15 protein-coding genes are annotated in these 15,047 nt (G+C 59.5%); 9 read left to right on the forward strand and 6 right to left on the reverse strand.

The genetic code is table 11. The features are described 5' to 3' along the window. Nucleotides 1-12 precede the first annotated feature (12 nt). Both HGO38_RS18865 and HGO38_RS18870 read left to right on the forward strand, forming a co-directional pair. Nucleotides 13-1,053, forward strand: coding sequence for a tartrate dehydrogenase (locus HGO38_RS18865; RefSeq protein WP_250957454.1), 1,041 nt, complete (start codon nucleotides 13-15; stop codon nucleotides 1,051-1,053). Between the two features lie 23 nt (nucleotides 1,054-1,076). Then, nucleotides 1,077-2,534, forward strand: coding sequence for an NAD-dependent succinate-semialdehyde dehydrogenase (locus HGO38_RS18870; protein WP_250957455.1), 1,458 nt, complete (start codon nucleotides 1,077-1,079; stop codon nucleotides 2,532-2,534). A gap of 83 nt (nucleotides 2,535-2,617) precedes the next feature. Here the strand turns inward: HGO38_RS18870 and HGO38_RS18875 are convergent, their stop codons facing one another. Together HGO38_RS18875 and HGO38_RS18880 are read right to left on the reverse strand one after the other, a co-directional pair. Further along, nucleotides 2,618-3,892, reverse strand: coding sequence for an NAD(P)/FAD-dependent oxidoreductase (locus HGO38_RS18875; RefSeq protein WP_250957456.1), 1,275 nt, complete (start codon nucleotides 3,890-3,892; stop codon nucleotides 2,618-2,620). A gap of 14 nt (nucleotides 3,893-3,906) precedes the next feature. Next, nucleotides 3,907-4,575 carry a haloacid dehalogenase type II gene (locus HGO38_RS18880; RefSeq protein ID WP_250957457.1) on the reverse strand — a complete coding sequence of 223 codons (669 nt, stop codon included), beginning with the start codon at nucleotides 4,573-4,575 and terminating at the stop codon, nucleotides 3,907-3,909. A gap of 327 nt (nucleotides 4,576-4,902) precedes the next feature. Here HGO38_RS18880 and HGO38_RS18885 point away from each other — a divergent pair, with 327 nt between their 5' ends. From HGO38_RS18885 to HGO38_RS18895, 3 genes are all read left to right on the forward strand, one after another. Then, nucleotides 4,903-5,742 (forward strand): GNAT family N-acetyltransferase, encoded by an 840-nt coding sequence (locus HGO38_RS18885; RefSeq protein WP_250957458.1) that lies wholly within the window; start codon nucleotides 4,903-4,905, stop codon nucleotides 5,740-5,742. Nucleotides 5,743-5,755: 13 nt separating this feature from the next. After that, nucleotides 5,756-7,132: an aspartate aminotransferase family protein gene (locus HGO38_RS18890; RefSeq protein ID WP_250957459.1), complete on the forward strand. Its 1,377-nt coding sequence runs from the start codon at nucleotides 5,756-5,758 to the stop codon at nucleotides 7,130-7,132. A gap of 80 nt (nucleotides 7,133-7,212) precedes the next feature. Continuing rightward, the gene (locus HGO38_RS18895; protein WP_250957494.1) at nucleotides 7,213-7,356 is read left to right on the forward strand and encodes a hypothetical protein; all 144 of its coding nucleotides are present in this window, start codon (nucleotides 7,213-7,215) and stop codon (nucleotides 7,354-7,356) included. A gap of 34 nt (nucleotides 7,357-7,390) precedes the next feature. On the opposite strand, the gene HGO38_RS18900 is transcribed toward HGO38_RS18895, so the two are convergent. Further along, nucleotides 7,391-7,867 carry an Lrp/AsnC family transcriptional regulator gene (locus tag HGO38_RS18900; RefSeq protein ID WP_250957460.1) on the reverse strand — a complete coding sequence of 159 codons (477 nt, stop codon included), beginning with the start codon at nucleotides 7,865-7,867 and terminating at the stop codon, nucleotides 7,391-7,393. Between the two features lie 235 nt (nucleotides 7,868-8,102). Between HGO38_RS18900 and HGO38_RS18905 the strand changes: the two genes are divergently transcribed. From HGO38_RS18905 to HGO38_RS18915, 3 genes are all read left to right on the forward strand, one after another. Next, nucleotides 8,103-9,428 (forward strand): NAD(P)/FAD-dependent oxidoreductase, encoded by a 1,326-nt coding sequence (locus tag HGO38_RS18905; RefSeq protein WP_250957461.1) that lies wholly within the window; start codon nucleotides 8,103-8,105, stop codon nucleotides 9,426-9,428. 1 nt (nucleotide 9,429) lies between these two features. Continuing rightward, nucleotides 9,430-9,735: a helix-turn-helix domain-containing protein gene (locus tag HGO38_RS18910; RefSeq protein ID WP_250957462.1), complete on the forward strand. Its 306-nt coding sequence runs from the start codon at nucleotides 9,430-9,432 to the stop codon at nucleotides 9,733-9,735. Nucleotides 9,736-10,064: 329 nt separating this feature from the next. Then, nucleotides 10,065-10,826: a GntR family transcriptional regulator gene (locus HGO38_RS18915; RefSeq protein ID WP_250957463.1), complete on the forward strand. Its 762-nt coding sequence runs from the start codon at nucleotides 10,065-10,067 to the stop codon at nucleotides 10,824-10,826. A gap of 49 nt (nucleotides 10,827-10,875) precedes the next feature. On the opposite strand, the gene HGO38_RS18920 is transcribed toward HGO38_RS18915, so the two are convergent. From HGO38_RS18920 to HGO38_RS18930, 3 genes are all read right to left on the reverse strand, one after another. Beyond that, a complete protein-coding gene (locus HGO38_RS18920; RefSeq protein ID WP_250957464.1) occupies nucleotides 10,876-11,604 on the reverse strand; it encodes an amino acid ABC transporter ATP-binding protein in 729 nt (242 codons plus the stop codon). Between the two features lie 81 nt (nucleotides 11,605-11,685). Beyond that, on the reverse strand, nucleotides 11,686-12,372 hold the full coding sequence (locus tag HGO38_RS18925) for an amino acid ABC transporter permease (RefSeq protein WP_250957465.1): 687 nt from the start codon (nucleotides 12,370-12,372) through the stop codon (nucleotides 11,686-11,688). A gap of 141 nt (nucleotides 12,373-12,513) precedes the next feature. Beyond that, nucleotides 12,514-13,365 carry an ABC transporter substrate-binding protein gene (locus tag HGO38_RS18930; RefSeq protein ID WP_250957466.1) on the reverse strand — a complete coding sequence of 284 codons (852 nt, stop codon included), beginning with the start codon at nucleotides 13,363-13,365 and terminating at the stop codon, nucleotides 12,514-12,516. 499 nt (nucleotides 13,366-13,864) lie between these two features. Here HGO38_RS18930 and HGO38_RS18935 point away from each other — a divergent pair, with 499 nt between their 5' ends. Further along, a complete protein-coding gene (locus tag HGO38_RS18935) occupies nucleotides 13,865-14,986 on the forward strand; it encodes a phosphotransferase enzyme family protein (protein WP_250957467.1) in 1,122 nt (373 codons plus the stop codon). Nucleotides 14,987-15,047: the final 61 nt, after the last annotated feature.

The following is a 15,047-nucleotide window of genomic DNA, read 5'->3' on the forward strand; positions in this document are numbered from 1 at the left end:
GACACAACCGCAATGAAAACCCATAATATTGCCCTCATTCCCGGCGACGGCATCGGAGGCGATGTCACGGCGGCTGCCTGGTCCGTGCTGCAGAAAGCCGCCGGTGCAGCCGGCTTTGGCCTCGAAGGCACCGAGTTCCCGTGGTCCTGCACTTTCTACAGAGAGACCGGCGCGATGATGCCGCAGGACGGTATCGAGACGCTGCGCAGTTTCGACGCCATACTGCTCGGCGCGGTCGGCTGGCCGCAGCAGGTGCCGGATTCGGTTTCGCTGCACGGCCTCCTGCTGCCGATCCGCAAGAGCTTCGTGCAATATGCCAATATCCGCCCCCATCGCCTGCTGCCGGGGGTTCAGGGTCCGCTGAAGGCGGACGCCTTCGACATCCTCTGCATCCGTGAGAACACGGAGGGCGAATATTCCGGCGCCGGCGGCCGCATCCATCAGGGCACAGCCAATGAAGTGGCGGTCGAAACCTCGATCTTCACCCGCACGGGCGTCGAGCGCATTCTGCGTTTCGCCTTCGAACAGGCGCGCAACCGTCGCGGCAAGCTCGCCTCCGTCACCAAGTCGAACGCACAGAAATACTCGATGGTCTTCTGGGACGAGGTCACCCATCAACTCGCGGCCGAGTATCCGGATATCGAGGTCACCAGCTATCACATCGACGCAATGGCCGCGCGCATGGTCATGGCGCCGGAGACCCTCGACGTCGTCGTCGCGTCCAATCTCTTCGGCGATATCCTGACCGACCTCGGCGCCGCCATCCAGGGCGGTTTGGGCTTTGCCGCGTCCGCCAACATCAATCCGGACAGAAGCGCACCCTCGATGTTCGAGCCGGTGCATGGTTCTGCGCCCGACATTGCTCATCTCGGCATCGCCAACCCGATCGCCACCATCTGGTCTGGAGCGATGATGCTCGACCACCTGGGCGAAACCGACGCTGCCGCTGCCATCATGGCGGCCGTCGAGCGCACCACCGCAAGCGGCATGGGCACCATTCCGGGCAAGGACCGGACAGAGGCGATTACCACCGCCGTTCTTGCAGCACTATGATCCAGTTGGGACAGGACAGAAAAATGCAGACCTTGAAAGAACCGGGTCTTTTCCGGCAACACGCTTTGATTGGTGGCCAGTGGACGCCGGCAGTGTCAGGCAACACGATCGACGTGATCGATCCAGCCAGCCAAACCGTGGTCGGCACCGTGCCGGACATGGGCTCTGGCGAGACACGCGCGGCCATCGAGGCGGCCTCCGCCGCCTATGGACCTTGGAAGAAGAAGACCCATGCCGAACGGGCCACCCTGCTCGAAGCCTGGCATGCACTGATGCTTGAGCACATCGAGGACCTTGCGCTGATCCTGACGACGGAACAGGGCAAGCCATTGGACGAGGCCCGCGGCGAAATCCGTTACGGCGCCTCCTTCGTCAAATGGTTCGCCGAGGAAGCCCGGCGCATCGAGGGCCACACCATCCCGTCGCCCACGCCGGACCGGCGGATCGTCGTCCTGAAGGAGCCGGTGGGCGTCTGCGGCATCATCACGCCCTGGAACTTCCCCAATGCGATGATCACCCGCAAGGTCGCGCCTGCCCTTGCCGCCGGCTGTACCGTGGTCATCAAGCCTTCCGAATTCACGCCCTATTCGGCGCTGGCAATCGGCTGGCTTGCAGAAAAGGCCGGCATTCCGGCCGGCGTTGTCAATATCGTCACCGGCATGCCAACCGACATCGGCAACGAGATCATGGCGAACGAAGCGGTCCGCAAGATCTCCTTCACCGGTTCAACCAGGGTCGGTTCGCTGCTGATGCGCGGTGCCGCCGATAGCGTGAAGCGGCTTTCGCTGGAACTTGGCGGCAATGCGCCATTCATCGTCTTCGACGACGCCGACCTTGATCTGGCCGTCGAAGGTGCGATCGCCTCGAAATTCCGCAATGGCGGGCAGACCTGCGTCTGCGCCAACCGCCTGCTCGTGCAGGCCGGTGTCTATGAGACCTTTGCAGAAAAACTCAGCAGCCGTGTCAACGCGATGAAGGTCGGACCCGGCACCGAATCCGGCGTTTCGATCGGGCCAATGATCAACCAGGCCGCCATTGCCAAGATCAACCGCCATGTCGAAGACGCGCTGGCCAAGGGCGCGACGATTGTCACGACCCGCACGGACATGCCGGCCGGCGAACAATATGCCGCCCCCATGGTCCTCACCGGTGCCACGACGGACATGCAGCTTGCCAGCGAAGAGACCTTTGGCCCGGTGGCGCCGCTCTTCCGCTTCGAAACCGAGGAAGAGGCGCTGACCATCGCCAATGGCACGCCCTTTGGCCTTGCCGCCTATTTCTACACCGAGAACCTGAAACGCGCCTGGCGCGTCGGCGAGGCGCTGGAATTCGGTATGGTTGGCCTCAACACCGGTGCCATCTCCACCGAAGTCGCACCGTTCGGCGGTGTCAAACAGTCCGGCCTCGGCCGCGAAGGCGCCAGGGCCGGCATCGACGAATATCTGGAAATGAAGTCTTTCCACATCGGCGGGCTCGCCTGAACCTTCCGCGATCTGCAGGCATAAAAGGGGAGTTGCCAGAACAACTCCCCTTTTTTTGTCTGCCAGCCGGAAACCGGTATGCGCTACTGGAACCGGTCGAGCGCCTTGTAATAAAGCCCCACCAGCGGCAGGAACCACGGCGTCCCGAAATGGCCCGGAACCGCCGGCCAGTCGAGGCCCTTGAGCGGATTGCGATCCGGCCGGCCGAGCATGGCATCGGCCATCGTCATGCCGAGATGGGTGGAAAGCTGTGCGCCATGGCCGGAATAGCCCATCGCGTACCACACTCCATCCTGATAGCCTGCCCGCGGAAAACGGTCCTTGGTCATATCGACCAACCCGCCCCAGCAATAGTCGATCTCGACCTTGGCGAGCTGCGGAAAGAGCCGGACGAGGCTTTCGCGCAGGATCGCGCCGCCCTTGGCGTCGGATCGCTGGTCGGACGTGGCCGAGAAACGCGCCCTGCCGCCGAAGATCAGCCGGTTGTCCGGCGATAGACGCCAGTAATTGCCGATATTCATCGAATTCACGCAGGTGCGGTTGCCCGGCATGGTCGCCGCAACCTCCGCATCCGTCAGCGGTCGGGTGGCGATGATGAAGCTGGCGACCGGGATGATGCGACGCCGGAAGTACCCGAAATTCGGGCTGGTATAGGCGCCGGTGGCAACCAGAACCTGATCTGCCGTCACAATGCCTCTTGCCGTCTTCAGAACATGCCGACCGCCCGTCTGGGTATGCTCCGTGACCGCCGCCTTCTCGGCAATGACCGCACCGCTGCGGCTGGCCGCCCCGGCCAGGCCGACAACATAACGCCCCATATGCATCATCGCGCTCTTCTTCGACAGCATCGCGCCCTGGAAGGGCGATCCGACCTCACGCTTGAGGTCGGCGGACGAAAGCAGCGCGGTGTCGGCATCCACTTCGGCATGCACCGCCTCGAAATTCTTCGCGATGCTGTCGAAATGCGACGGCTTGGAGGCAAGCTTCAGCTTGCCTGCCCGGCGAAAATTGCAGTCGATGCCCTCTTCGGCAATGATGGCCTCCAGGGTGTCGATCGAGGCATCCAGTGCCTGGTAGAGCGCAATGGCGCGCTCCTTGCCGATCTCCGCCTTCGCCGCCAGATAGCTGTGCGCCAGGCCGTTGTTGAGATGGCCGCCGTTGCGTCCCGACGCGCCGTAACCCACGGTTACCGCCTCCAGCACGATCACCTTCGTCCCGGCCTTGGCAAGCTGCCGCGCTGCGCCAAGCCCGGTAAAGCCGCCGCCGATCACCGCAACGTCGTAGTGACCCTCGATCGGGCCCTCGACGGCGCCCGTGAACCCGGGTGCCGTATCGTGCCAGTAAGACAGATATTTCATGGGTTTGTCTTTCCTTAGAGCCCGACGACGCCAGGCAGGTCGAAGATGCCGGCGATCTCCACATAGCCGTAGTAGGGATTGGCGGGTTCATGGCCACGGTTGACCCAGACCTTGTTCTTGATTCCCAGGTCATGGGCGGACATCAGATCGTAGCGGAAGGAGGACGAGCAATGCAGAATGTCTTCCGGACCGCAGCCGAGCATGTCGAACATGTATTCGAATGCCTGGAAGCGTGGCTTGTAGGCCTGGGCCTGTTCGGCCGTATAGACGGCATGGAAGGGCGCCCCGAGTTTCTCCACATTGGACATGATCTGGGAGTTCATGGCATTGGACAGGATGACCAGCGGAATTTCCTTGGCAACCTTGGCAAGGCCCGCCGGCACATCGGCATGCGGTCCCCAGGTTGGCACCCGTTCATAGACCGCTCTGGCATCCTCTTCCGTGAAAGCGATACCATTGCGCTTGCAGGATCGCTCCAGGGAATTGTGAACGACATCCGCGTAGGGCTTCCAGTCGCCCATGATCTCGTCCAGGCGGTAGGCGGAAAAATTCTTGATGAACTCCAGCATCTTCGGCTCATCCATGCGGCTTCCATAGAGGTCGCGCGCCGCTTCCGCCATCTGGAAATTGATCAGAGTACCGTGGCAGTCGAAGGTGATGAATTTCGGGCGGAAGGTCGTCATGCGCGTCGTCCTCGATAGGCGGCCTTGGAGCCGGTCTGATGATGGCAAGATCATAGGTCGGCTTATGGCACCAGCGCCGACTGAATTGGGGGATTTGAAAGCAGAAAGTTCCGTATCACCCTGCCCGAATGGTATTTGGTTGCGCAGGGCGGCCACGATCGCACGGGATGAGGCGCCGTTCCAGCCATGCCTGCGGCGACCCCACGGCATAAGATGCGGCGGGCAGCTGCGGCTACGGTTGAAGATATCGCGGCTTGCGCCGCCTTCAGACAATCTTCCGGCGCATTGCCCGTAACATTTGGGATCAGAAAATGAAGGTATTGCCCCATGCAGTCGATCGACATTACCATCGTACCCATTGGACAGGAACATCTCGACGGTGCCGTCCGGCTGTCCCGCCAGGCCGGCTGGCCGCATCGGCTGGAAGACTGGCGGTTGGCGATTGACCTGAGCGAAGGCTTCGTCGCAATCGCTGACGGGCGGGAGGTTGCCGGCACCATCCTGATGACGCCCTATGGCAAAGAGTGCGCCACGATCAACATGGTGATCGTTGACGAGGGCATGCGCGGACGCGGCGTTGGGCGGCGGCTTATGGAGGCGGCGATGGGGCTTGCCGGTGGCCGGCCGCTGCGCCTTGTCGCAACGGCTGATGGACTGCCCCTTTATGAACGGCTGGGCTTCCGGGAAACGGGAAGCATCGTCCAGCATCAGGGCATTGCAGTGGCCATCGCAGCGCCTGAAAACACACACGTCGCCGTCGCAGGCGACCTTCCTGCCATTATAGACCTCGACAGGCAGGCCTATGGCGCCGACCGCACTGCGCTCATCCGCAAGCTTGCCGATGTCGGCACGCTTGCCCTGATCCGCCGCGGCGACAGCGTTTCGGCCTTTGCCGCCATGCGCAGCTTCGGCCGGGGCGAGGTGATTGGCCCCGTCGTCGCGCCACATCTCGATGACGCCAAGGCGCTTGTTTCCCACTTCATCAGCCGCCGGCAAGGCGCTTACCTGCGCGTCGACACCGGCGCTGGCACTGGCCTTGCTCCCTGGCTTGCCGATCACGGCCTCGCCCCTGTCGGCGGCGGCATCGCCATGGCGCGACCTGTCGCTATCCCACACGCCGCACCGGCGGTCACCACCTTTGCCCTTGCCAATCAGGCCCTCGGCTGACCCGGAGATGACAATGTTCAACAATTCCCTCATCGAGCTTGATCGCGCCCACCTCATCCATCCGGTCGCCTCCTATCGCGGCCATGAGCAGCAAGGTGTTCGCGTTCTCGCCTCCGCCAAGGGTGCGACGGTGACCGACGCATCCGGCCATCAGCTTGTCGACGGATTTGCAGGCCTGTGGTGCGTCAATGCCGGCTACGGCCATGATTCGATCGTCGAGGCGGCGGCACGCCAGATGCGGGAACTGCCCTATGCGACAGCCTATTTCGGCCTCGGCAGCGAACCGGCGATCCGTCTTGCGTCCGAACTCGCCGACCGCGCCCCCGGTGACCTCAACCACATCTACTTCACCCTCGGCGGTTCGGACGCCGTCGACAGCACGATCCGTTTCATCCGCTATTACTGGATCGCCAAAGGGCAGCCGCAGCGCGATCAGTTCATCTCGATCGAGCAGGGCTATCATGGTTCCTCCACGGTCGGCGCCGGCCTGACAGCCCTCCCCAATTTTCACGCCGGATTCGGCATTCCGTTCCACTGGCAGCATAAAATTCCATCCCCCTATCCCTATCGCAATCCCGTGGGCGAGGATGCACAGACGATTATTGAGGCGTCGCTTGCAGCCCTGCGCGCCAAGATCGAGGCCATTGGCCCGGACCGGGTCGCAGCGTTTTATGCCGAGCCGATCCAGGGTTCCGGCGGCGTCATCGTGCCCCCGAAAGGCTGGATCAAGGCCATGCGTGACCTGTGCCGCGAACTCGATATTCTCTTTGTCGCCGACGAAGTCATCACCGGTTTTGGCCGTACCGGTCCGCTGTTTGCCTGTTCGGAGGACGACATCGTTCCCGATTTCATGACGACGGCCAAGGGCCTGACCTCCGGTTATGTACCAATGGGTGCAGTGTTCATGGCCGACCATGTCTATCAGGTGATTGCCGATGGCGCCGGCGCCTCTGCCGTCGGCCACGGTTACACCTATTCGGCCCATCCCGTCAGCGCTGCCGTTGGCCTCGAGGTGCTCAGGCTCTATGAAAACGGCCTGCTGGAAAACGGCGTGAAAGCCGGCGCGCGGCTGATGGCGGGCCTTGAGGCCCTGCGGGATCATCCCCTGGTCGGCGACGTGCGCGGCCGGGGCATGCTGGCGGCGATCGAACTTGTGTCTAACAAGAAGACGAAGACGCCCCTTCCCGTCGAAGCCCAGCCGGCACGGCGCATCTTCGAGCGGGCCTGGGACAACGGGCTGATCATCCGTGCTTTCGCCAATGGCGTGCTGGGTTATGCCCCGCCGCTCTGCTGCAGTGATGACGATATCGACGCCATTCTCGAACGAACCGTCGAGACCCTCGACCAGACACTGGAGGATCCGGATGTCCGCCGGGCGTTGAAGGACTGAGGGGGCCAAGCAGGTACTCGCGAAATATCGCAAAACCCTGCATTTTAAAATTTTGTGCCGCGCCATGGCATCAATGGCCGTTGCGAGATCGTCGTGATGCGTGGCGGTCGCAAGTCGAGGCGATCACGCCGGCACAGCTGACGGCACCGCATCATCCCTACTCGAAGTGGCTCGACGCGCTTGAGCTCGATCTGGAACTGGTGAAGACTTACAGCCACAATTGACCACGGCGGTGGGGCCACAGATCACCGCCCCTGCCTAAAGTGGGAACAGGCTGGTCAAGGGCATATGAGCTTTGACGATCGGCGATTTCAGCACGACGAAGCTGAAATACTTGTCGATGCCGATATCCATGTCGGTCAGCCGTTCCATGATCCCCTGGTATTCGCCGATGCCGGCGGTGACGAACTTGATGAGATAGTCGTAGCCGCCCGACACCAGATGGCATTCGATCACCTGGTCGATCTTCTCCACGACGGCGAGGAACCGGGCAAAATCGATCTGCCGGTGGTTCTTCAAGGTGATTTCGGTAAAAACTGTCAGGGTCTGACCAAGCTTGCCGACATTGATCTGCGCCGAATACCCCTCGATGAAGCCTTCCTGCTGGAGCTTCTTGACGCGCATCAGGCACGGGCTGGGAGAGAGATTCACCAAGTCGGCCAGCTCGACATTCGTGATGCGGCCATTCTTCTGCAGCTCATAGAGAATCTTGATGTCAATCCTGTCGAGTTTCATCTGCCTGTCTCTCCGAAAAGCGCCGAACGGCCGGCGGAATTATATGCTGCAGAAATTCTTGACCGAGCTTAACACCATGGCGGAGCTTGTCTATTTCATTCTGCCCAGAAGCCCTCCGCACGATCGTCGGCATTCACGCACTGCTACGGTATCTTCTGCTGTGCAACAGGTTTGTGCAGCACCCCTTGGTGTGGTCGAGCCGCTATGCTGATGAGCGACCAGGAGACCGATAGCCATGCCAGCACCGCTCACGCTTGTGGAAAGCCCCGATGTCCTCCCCCGTTCGGCCGATGCCGTGATCATCGGCGCCGGCATCGTCGGGGTCTTTGCCGCCTATTATCTTGCCAAAAGGGGCCTGAAAGTCGTCCTGCTGGAGAAGGGGCGCGTCGGAGCCGAACAGTCGAGCCGCAATTGGGGCTGGTGCCGCCAGCAGAACCGCGACGCCCGCGAACTGCCCATGGCAACCAAGAGCATCGATCTCTGGGAACAATTCTCAACAGAAAGCGGCGAAGACACCGGCTTTCGCCGTTGCGGCCTGCTCTATCTGAGCAATAGCGAGGAAGAGCTGGCCGGCTGGGCGCGGTGGCGGGATTACGCCCGCACCGTCGGCGTAACAACCCATATGCTGGACAGCGTCGCTGCCGCCGAGCGAGGGGTGGCGACCGGCCGCGCCTGGAAAGGCGGCGTCTTTTCACCAAGCGACGGCACCGCGGATCCGTCCCGCGCCGCGCCTGCCGTCGCTCGCGCAATCCTCAAGCTTGGCGGAACCGTACTCCAGAACTGCGCCGCGCGCGGCATCGAGACGGAGGGCGGGCGACTGTCCGCCGTCGTCACCGAGCACGGGACGATCCGCACCGCCACGGCAATCCTGTCCGGTGGGGCCTGGGCGTCATCCTTCTGCCGCCAGCTGGGCATCCGGTTTCCCCAGGCGTCGATCCGATCATCGATCCTTTCCGTCGCGCCCGGCGAAGGCGTGCTTCCCGATGCGCTGCATACGGCCCGCGTCTCGGCGACCCGCCGCGGCGATGGCGGATATACGCTTGCGATCAGCGGCCGGGGCCGGGTGGATCCGACCGCCCAGCAAATCCGCTTTGCCGCTCAATTCCTGCCGATATTCATTCGCCGCTGGCGTTCCCTGTCGCCTGGCAGCCTTGAGGGCGTGCGCAGCGGTCACGAGAGCCTGACGCGCTGGCGGCTCGACCGTCCGACGCCGATGGAGCAAACGCGGATCCTCGACCCGGCCGTCGATCAGGGTACGATCCGCATCACCTACGAACGCGCCGCGGAACTGCTGCCGGCATTGAAGGGCCGCCGCATCACGGCGAGTTGGGCCGGTTACGTCGACTCGACGCCGGATGGCGTGCCGGCCATCGGCGAGACCCCGGCGGTGCCCGGCTTCATCCTGGCTGCAGGTTTCAGCGGTCACGGCTTCGGCATCGGCCCCGGCGCCGGTCATCTGCTCGCCGATATCGTCACGGGATCGGACCCGCTGGTCGATCCCCGCCCCTATCATCCGAACCGCTTCTCGCAATCCGCATGGGGCAACGTCGCAGACTTTTGAAATGCCCCTGCCGCCCATGGGCCAGAAAGCCCGGACGCGCAATGCAAGCACGCCAACTCGAAATCTTCTGTATGGTCATGCGCTGCGGGCCGGGCGGATCGCCGCCCAGATGCTCAACATCTCGCAGCCGGCATTGAGCCAGATCGTCAATCATGCCGAAGTCCAACTCGGTTTCAAGCTGATCACCCGTGTCCGGGGAAGCGGTTCCGAGGCGGGAAGCCGAAGAACTCTATCCCGGTTCGGCACGCTTGTTTGCAGAGGTAGCAGCACTGAGGCGGCGCACGATGGACACGCGCCGTTCTGGTGATTGCGTTTTCTCCTGAGCTACCACAGATGTTGATTGCACTGAGAGGTCGCTCGGGCCAGCTCTCAGTGAAAATCGACTATCGGCCGCCGAAGCCCGCTTGCGCCGCCTGGCCACAGTCTACGGTTGCCTCCGTCATCGTGGCGTTGCCGTGTAGAACCTGTCCCCTGGCGAATCTCTCCAAGCCTGCGCAAAGATTGCAACATCAAAATCTGGGATCAAACATCAGGGTGGCAACTCTGTCTAATTCCGGTAAATCATTTGAAAGGCAAAAGGCAGGGCGTCGACTTCTGATTGACTCACCGTCCAACCAATCAAGGAACAAGCTTCCCGTGAAAAGATCAAGTTCAACGTTTAACCTGGCGCCCGCAAAGTCGGAAGAAAACTCGTCGATTGGTTTGGACAGAAAACAGCCGCAAAAGATGAAACCTGTCGATAGGGAAAGCCTTCAGCAACAGAGCTATCAGGCATTGCGAGACGCTTTGATGAAAGGCCGATTTATGCCGGGCGATACCGTAAGCCTTCGAAATCTGGCACAGGAACTCGGCACCAGCCCCATGCCGGTTCGGGAAGCCGTGCAGCACCTGATGGCGGAGGGCGCGCTTGTCCTTAGACCGAACAGAACCTTTGCCGTGCCTGACATGACGCGCGAAATCCTTGCGGAATTGAAACAGCTACGGGTCATTCTTGAGGGATCTGTAGCACAGGCCGCCGGACCGCTGATCGGGGCGCCCGAATTGTCCCGCCTTTACGAACTCCAAGGACAGATGCGGGCGGCTTTGGCCATCGGAGACTCAAAGCGTTATCTTGTCAACAATCAGGATTTCCATTTCACGCTTTACCGCAGCTCCGGAATGAGCATTGCAGTCAATATTATCGAGACATTGTGGCTCCGGATCGGTCCAAGCTTCAACTTGCTGATGTCAGGAGACCGTGCTGCCGATCGCGACAAGAAACAGGCCGCGTCGCTGACTGATCACCACGAGGCTGCATTGGCGGCCATCGCCGCCGGAAATCCATCGGCACTGAGAAGTGCCATTGAGCAGGACATCATTCAGGGAATGGATTTTATCATCGAATGCATGCCGGCCTGATCGGCCAGGCATGCATGAGGTCACCGTTCAATGCGTCGGAGCGGCTCGCTTAATGGGACAATATGCGAGATAGAAATGACTTTGTCCGCTCGTGTTTCGGGCTGTCGAAGAAAGTGTCTGGATCCGCTTCTTCAAGAATTTTGCCATCGCTGATAAATGCAACCCGGTTTGCGACACGCCGGGCAAAGCCCATTTCATGGGTCACACAGATCATCGTCATACCTTCCTTTGCCAGGTCGACGATCACATCCAGTACCTCGGTCACCATTTCGGGATCCAGAGCAGACGTTGGTTCGTCAAACAGCATCAGCCTTGGCTTCATGCATAGCGCTCGAGCAATGGCCACGCGCTGTTGTTGGCCGCCTGACAGATGCATAGGGTATTTCCGAGCCTGATCTGCGATCTGAACGCGGTCGAGCAGCTCAAAAGCCAATTTCTCCGCAGCCGATTGAGACAGCTTCCGGGCGATCATTGGCGCCAGTGTACAGTTCTCAAGGACTGTAAGATGCGGGAAGAGATTGAAGGATTGAAACACCATGCCGACCTCGCGGCGGATCGTGTCAACATTGTCTGGATTATCGTCGAGAGGGACACCATCGACAACAATGCTGCCCGACTGGAATTTTTCCAGCCGGTTAATGCAGCGGATCAATGTTGATTTTCCGGACCCCGATGGCCCGCAAATCACCACGCGCTCGCCCGCACGGACGGAAAAATTCACCTTTTTCAGGACTTCATACGTTCCATAGAATTTCGATAACTCGCGGATATCAACCATCTCTCTTTTGCTGACCGGCGCGGATAACTCTTTTGATATTATTGTCATTTCTGCCTCGGAATTGTGCCTGCGCCTAAGAGTTCAAAGTCGGACGGGGTCGATAGGATCTTTTAACTTGCCTATTTTGAAATACCTTTCGACCCAGCGCACCAGCCAGGTCGCCGGATAACTGATCGCAAGATAAATCAACGCAACGATCGTAAAAATTTCGAAATGCTTGAAAGTGGAAGATGCAAGCAATTGTCCCGCCCGCATCAATTCTGTCAGCGCAATGACCGAGACCAGAGCGGAGTCTTTGAACAGTGAGACGAAATAGTTTCCGACAGATGGAATGACGAGGCGAACTGCCTGCGGCAATACCACCCTCGTCATGGTCTCGCGCGCAGGAATTCCGAGCGACCACGCCGCCTCCCGCTGCCCCGGTGGCACCGCCACGATCCCGGACCGAAAGACCTCGCTGAGATAGGCGGCATAGTTCATGCTCAAAGCGATGACCCCGGCCGTGAAAGAATCCAGCGTGATACCTGCGAGCGGCAAAACATAGTAGATGTAGAATATTTGGAGCAACAGCGGCGTTCCCCGGATCAGATCCACGAAAAGTGTCGCCGGAAGGGTCAGCAGTTTGCTCGATGACGATCGAACAACAGCAAGGACAAGACCGAGAGCCATTGCAAGGACGATCGAAAGCAGGGTTATCTCGATCGTCGTGACGGCGCCCCACAGGAGGCGCGGCATAAATTCGATGGTATCACTAACTGAGAAGTCCATAATCCGGAGTGCTTTCGGTTCACGTTTGCTGAATTCGAGAGATTGTTACAGCACAGAGGCAGTGCGGTGGCATGGCCACGCACACTGCCTGTTCGTCGCTTCGGGACTCAGCCAAAAAAGCATGCGTCGGGATGGACCGGCTCAACCGAGATAGCGGTTCTGTTCCGACAGGCCCCATTTCTTCAATATGGCAAGGTCGGTTCCATCTTCCTTGATCGCTTTCAGGCCCCAATTGAAGGCCTCCAGGAGCGCACCGTCTTCCTTGCGGAACCCAGCCCCGATGATGCCAATTTCCTTTGGCGTATAGTCGCTTACCATCTCAAAGGCGTTCTTGTATTTCTCGTTGCGCGCCAGGGCGAAACCGGCGACGGGAGCATCAACGATTGCCGCATCCAGGCGCCCGGCGCGAAGATCTTCCATCGCACTTGCAGCGTCCGGGTAACTGCTGACCTTGGCGCCGTCGATTTCAGCGAGCCAGTCGAGATAGACCGTTCCAAGATAGCTGCCCACCTTTGCTCCCTTCTTCAAGTCGTCCAGCGAATGGAGAGCCAGCGGATTGCCGACTTGAACCAGCAGAGCCTCCCCGTACTGATACCAGCCGTCAGAGAAGTTGATGACCTTCTTGCGCTTCTCGGTGATGTACATGGCGTCGGCTATGACATCCATCCTGGACGCAAGGAGGCTTGGAATGAGGCCATCGAAATCGACCTGGGTCGTTTCATGGTTGGCAATTCCAAGTTTCTCCAGGACAGCAAGCATCATTTCCGCATCGATGCCGACGATCTCGCCGGTTGCCGGATCAATGAAGCAATATGGCTGATCGTTCGAAGTGCCGAAGCTCAAGCGTTGCGCCGCCTTGATACGATCAAACGATCCGTCGGTCTTCGTAACGGACAGAACGGGCGTTGCAGACAGACGCGAAGCGATCAAGGCAGTCGTCAGAGCGGTAGCACCGGCGAGAAGCGTTCTACGAGATATCGGGCTATTCATCATTCCATTCTCCAGCTTCACCACGACCCATCACGTCGTGGCATTTGGTTGCTTTAAAACCGCTTCGCGCTCAGCGATCGCGTTGTGAACATGCACAAATATTACCCACGCATTAGAAATAGGCAATACCTAATTGTGATCTCATATCACGATTTTTATCTGATGCAATTGGAATGGCGATGGCGAAAATCCATAAGTCTGGAAATGACGGATCGGATGCGCAGATATACAAGACTTGCTTGAAGATACAGAGGGAATCGCCTCCTTTTGCCGATGGCAGAATTCCACAGCCATGACATTCCGCAATCAATTTTCGTCTTGATAATTTCCTCTATTGATATATGTGATCACAGTCAATATTACCCTGAAAATCCATTGCGGTGCGTTTCCGTCCTGACTGGGGATCGGCGCAATGCAGCCGAAGGGATCGTCCGTAAACTCATCGCTTTTCATGTGCACAAGCCTGAAAGCAGCGATCTCCAACAAGCGAGGAGCTTCAAAATTGGGCATTCGTAACGATGTCATCATGGGGGGCCGCCTTGACGACTCTCAGGCTTTTGACAGCGATTATCAGCATTTCCCGTCCGCGCCGAGCGAAGCCTATTTCCGGGCCGCCACCGCAATCCTGGCAACGCGGCCGAGCTCGTTTGAAGCCGAGCGAAGTGCCGAACTTTTGAAACACCACTACGGCTTAACAGGATCGATTTCGACATTGTCGTCAGAAGTGGAACGCACCGAGGCGATAGCGCTTTCGGATGGCCGCCGGCTGATCCTCAAAACATCGACACAGCCAGAGGCAATCGACAGTTTTCGCTTTCAGTCCGCGGCCATAGCCGCGGTGCAAGGATCCAGCGGGTTCGTCACGCCTCAAATCCTGCGCACGAGCAATGAGGCCCTCCTCTTTCAGGAAGAGGGTGTCTGCGGATATCTCCAGAACTTTGTAGAGGGGATTCCGTTGCATCAGGCGAGCCTAACGCCTGACCTGCTTTTGCGCACAGGCGCCGCACTTGGCCGGTTGAACCTCGCTCTTGGGGTGATTGATGTGCCCGCGACCCATCGCCCGGTTCTTTGGCATATCGGCTGCTGGCCGAGACTTTTGGAACTGGAGCAATACCTGCCGTCTGGCCTCGTTGCGGATAACGTGCGGCGTGCGATGAGCAACTATATCGAGTTCATTGAACCCCAGTTATTAAACCTTGCGTGGCAGATTACCCATAATGATCCAAGCCCATTCAATACGCTGGTGACTGAAAATGGATTGGGTTTCATTGACTTCGGCGATGGCTGTTGGGGACCACGGATTCAAGATCTCGCGGTTGCTGCAAGCCACATGGTTTTCGATCCAATGCACGCTTTGGGCGGGGCAGAATATCTGATTGCCGGATATGCGTCGGTAATTCCCCTTTCCGAACAGGAGGCACGGCTCCTTGTCGGGCTGATGCGGGCGCGACAAAGCGCGCTAATCTTGATCAATTACTGGCGATCCCATCTTTTCCCTGACGAGGCCCAGTACATTAAAAAAAATGTCGCACGCGCCGAGCGGGGCCTGTCTATTCTCGCACCTCTGGCAGCCCTGGAGGCCGATGCCGCAGTCCGCCGAGCTGCGAAACTATCATCCTCATAGCGGGATATCCCCGCGGTACAATTAACCAAGCATGAACCGACAATTCGCGATCGCTTCGCAG

Source organism: Rhizobium sp. CG5, from assembly GCF_023701945.1.
Lineage (GTDB): Bacteria > Pseudomonadota > Alphaproteobacteria > Rhizobiales > Rhizobiaceae > Allorhizobium.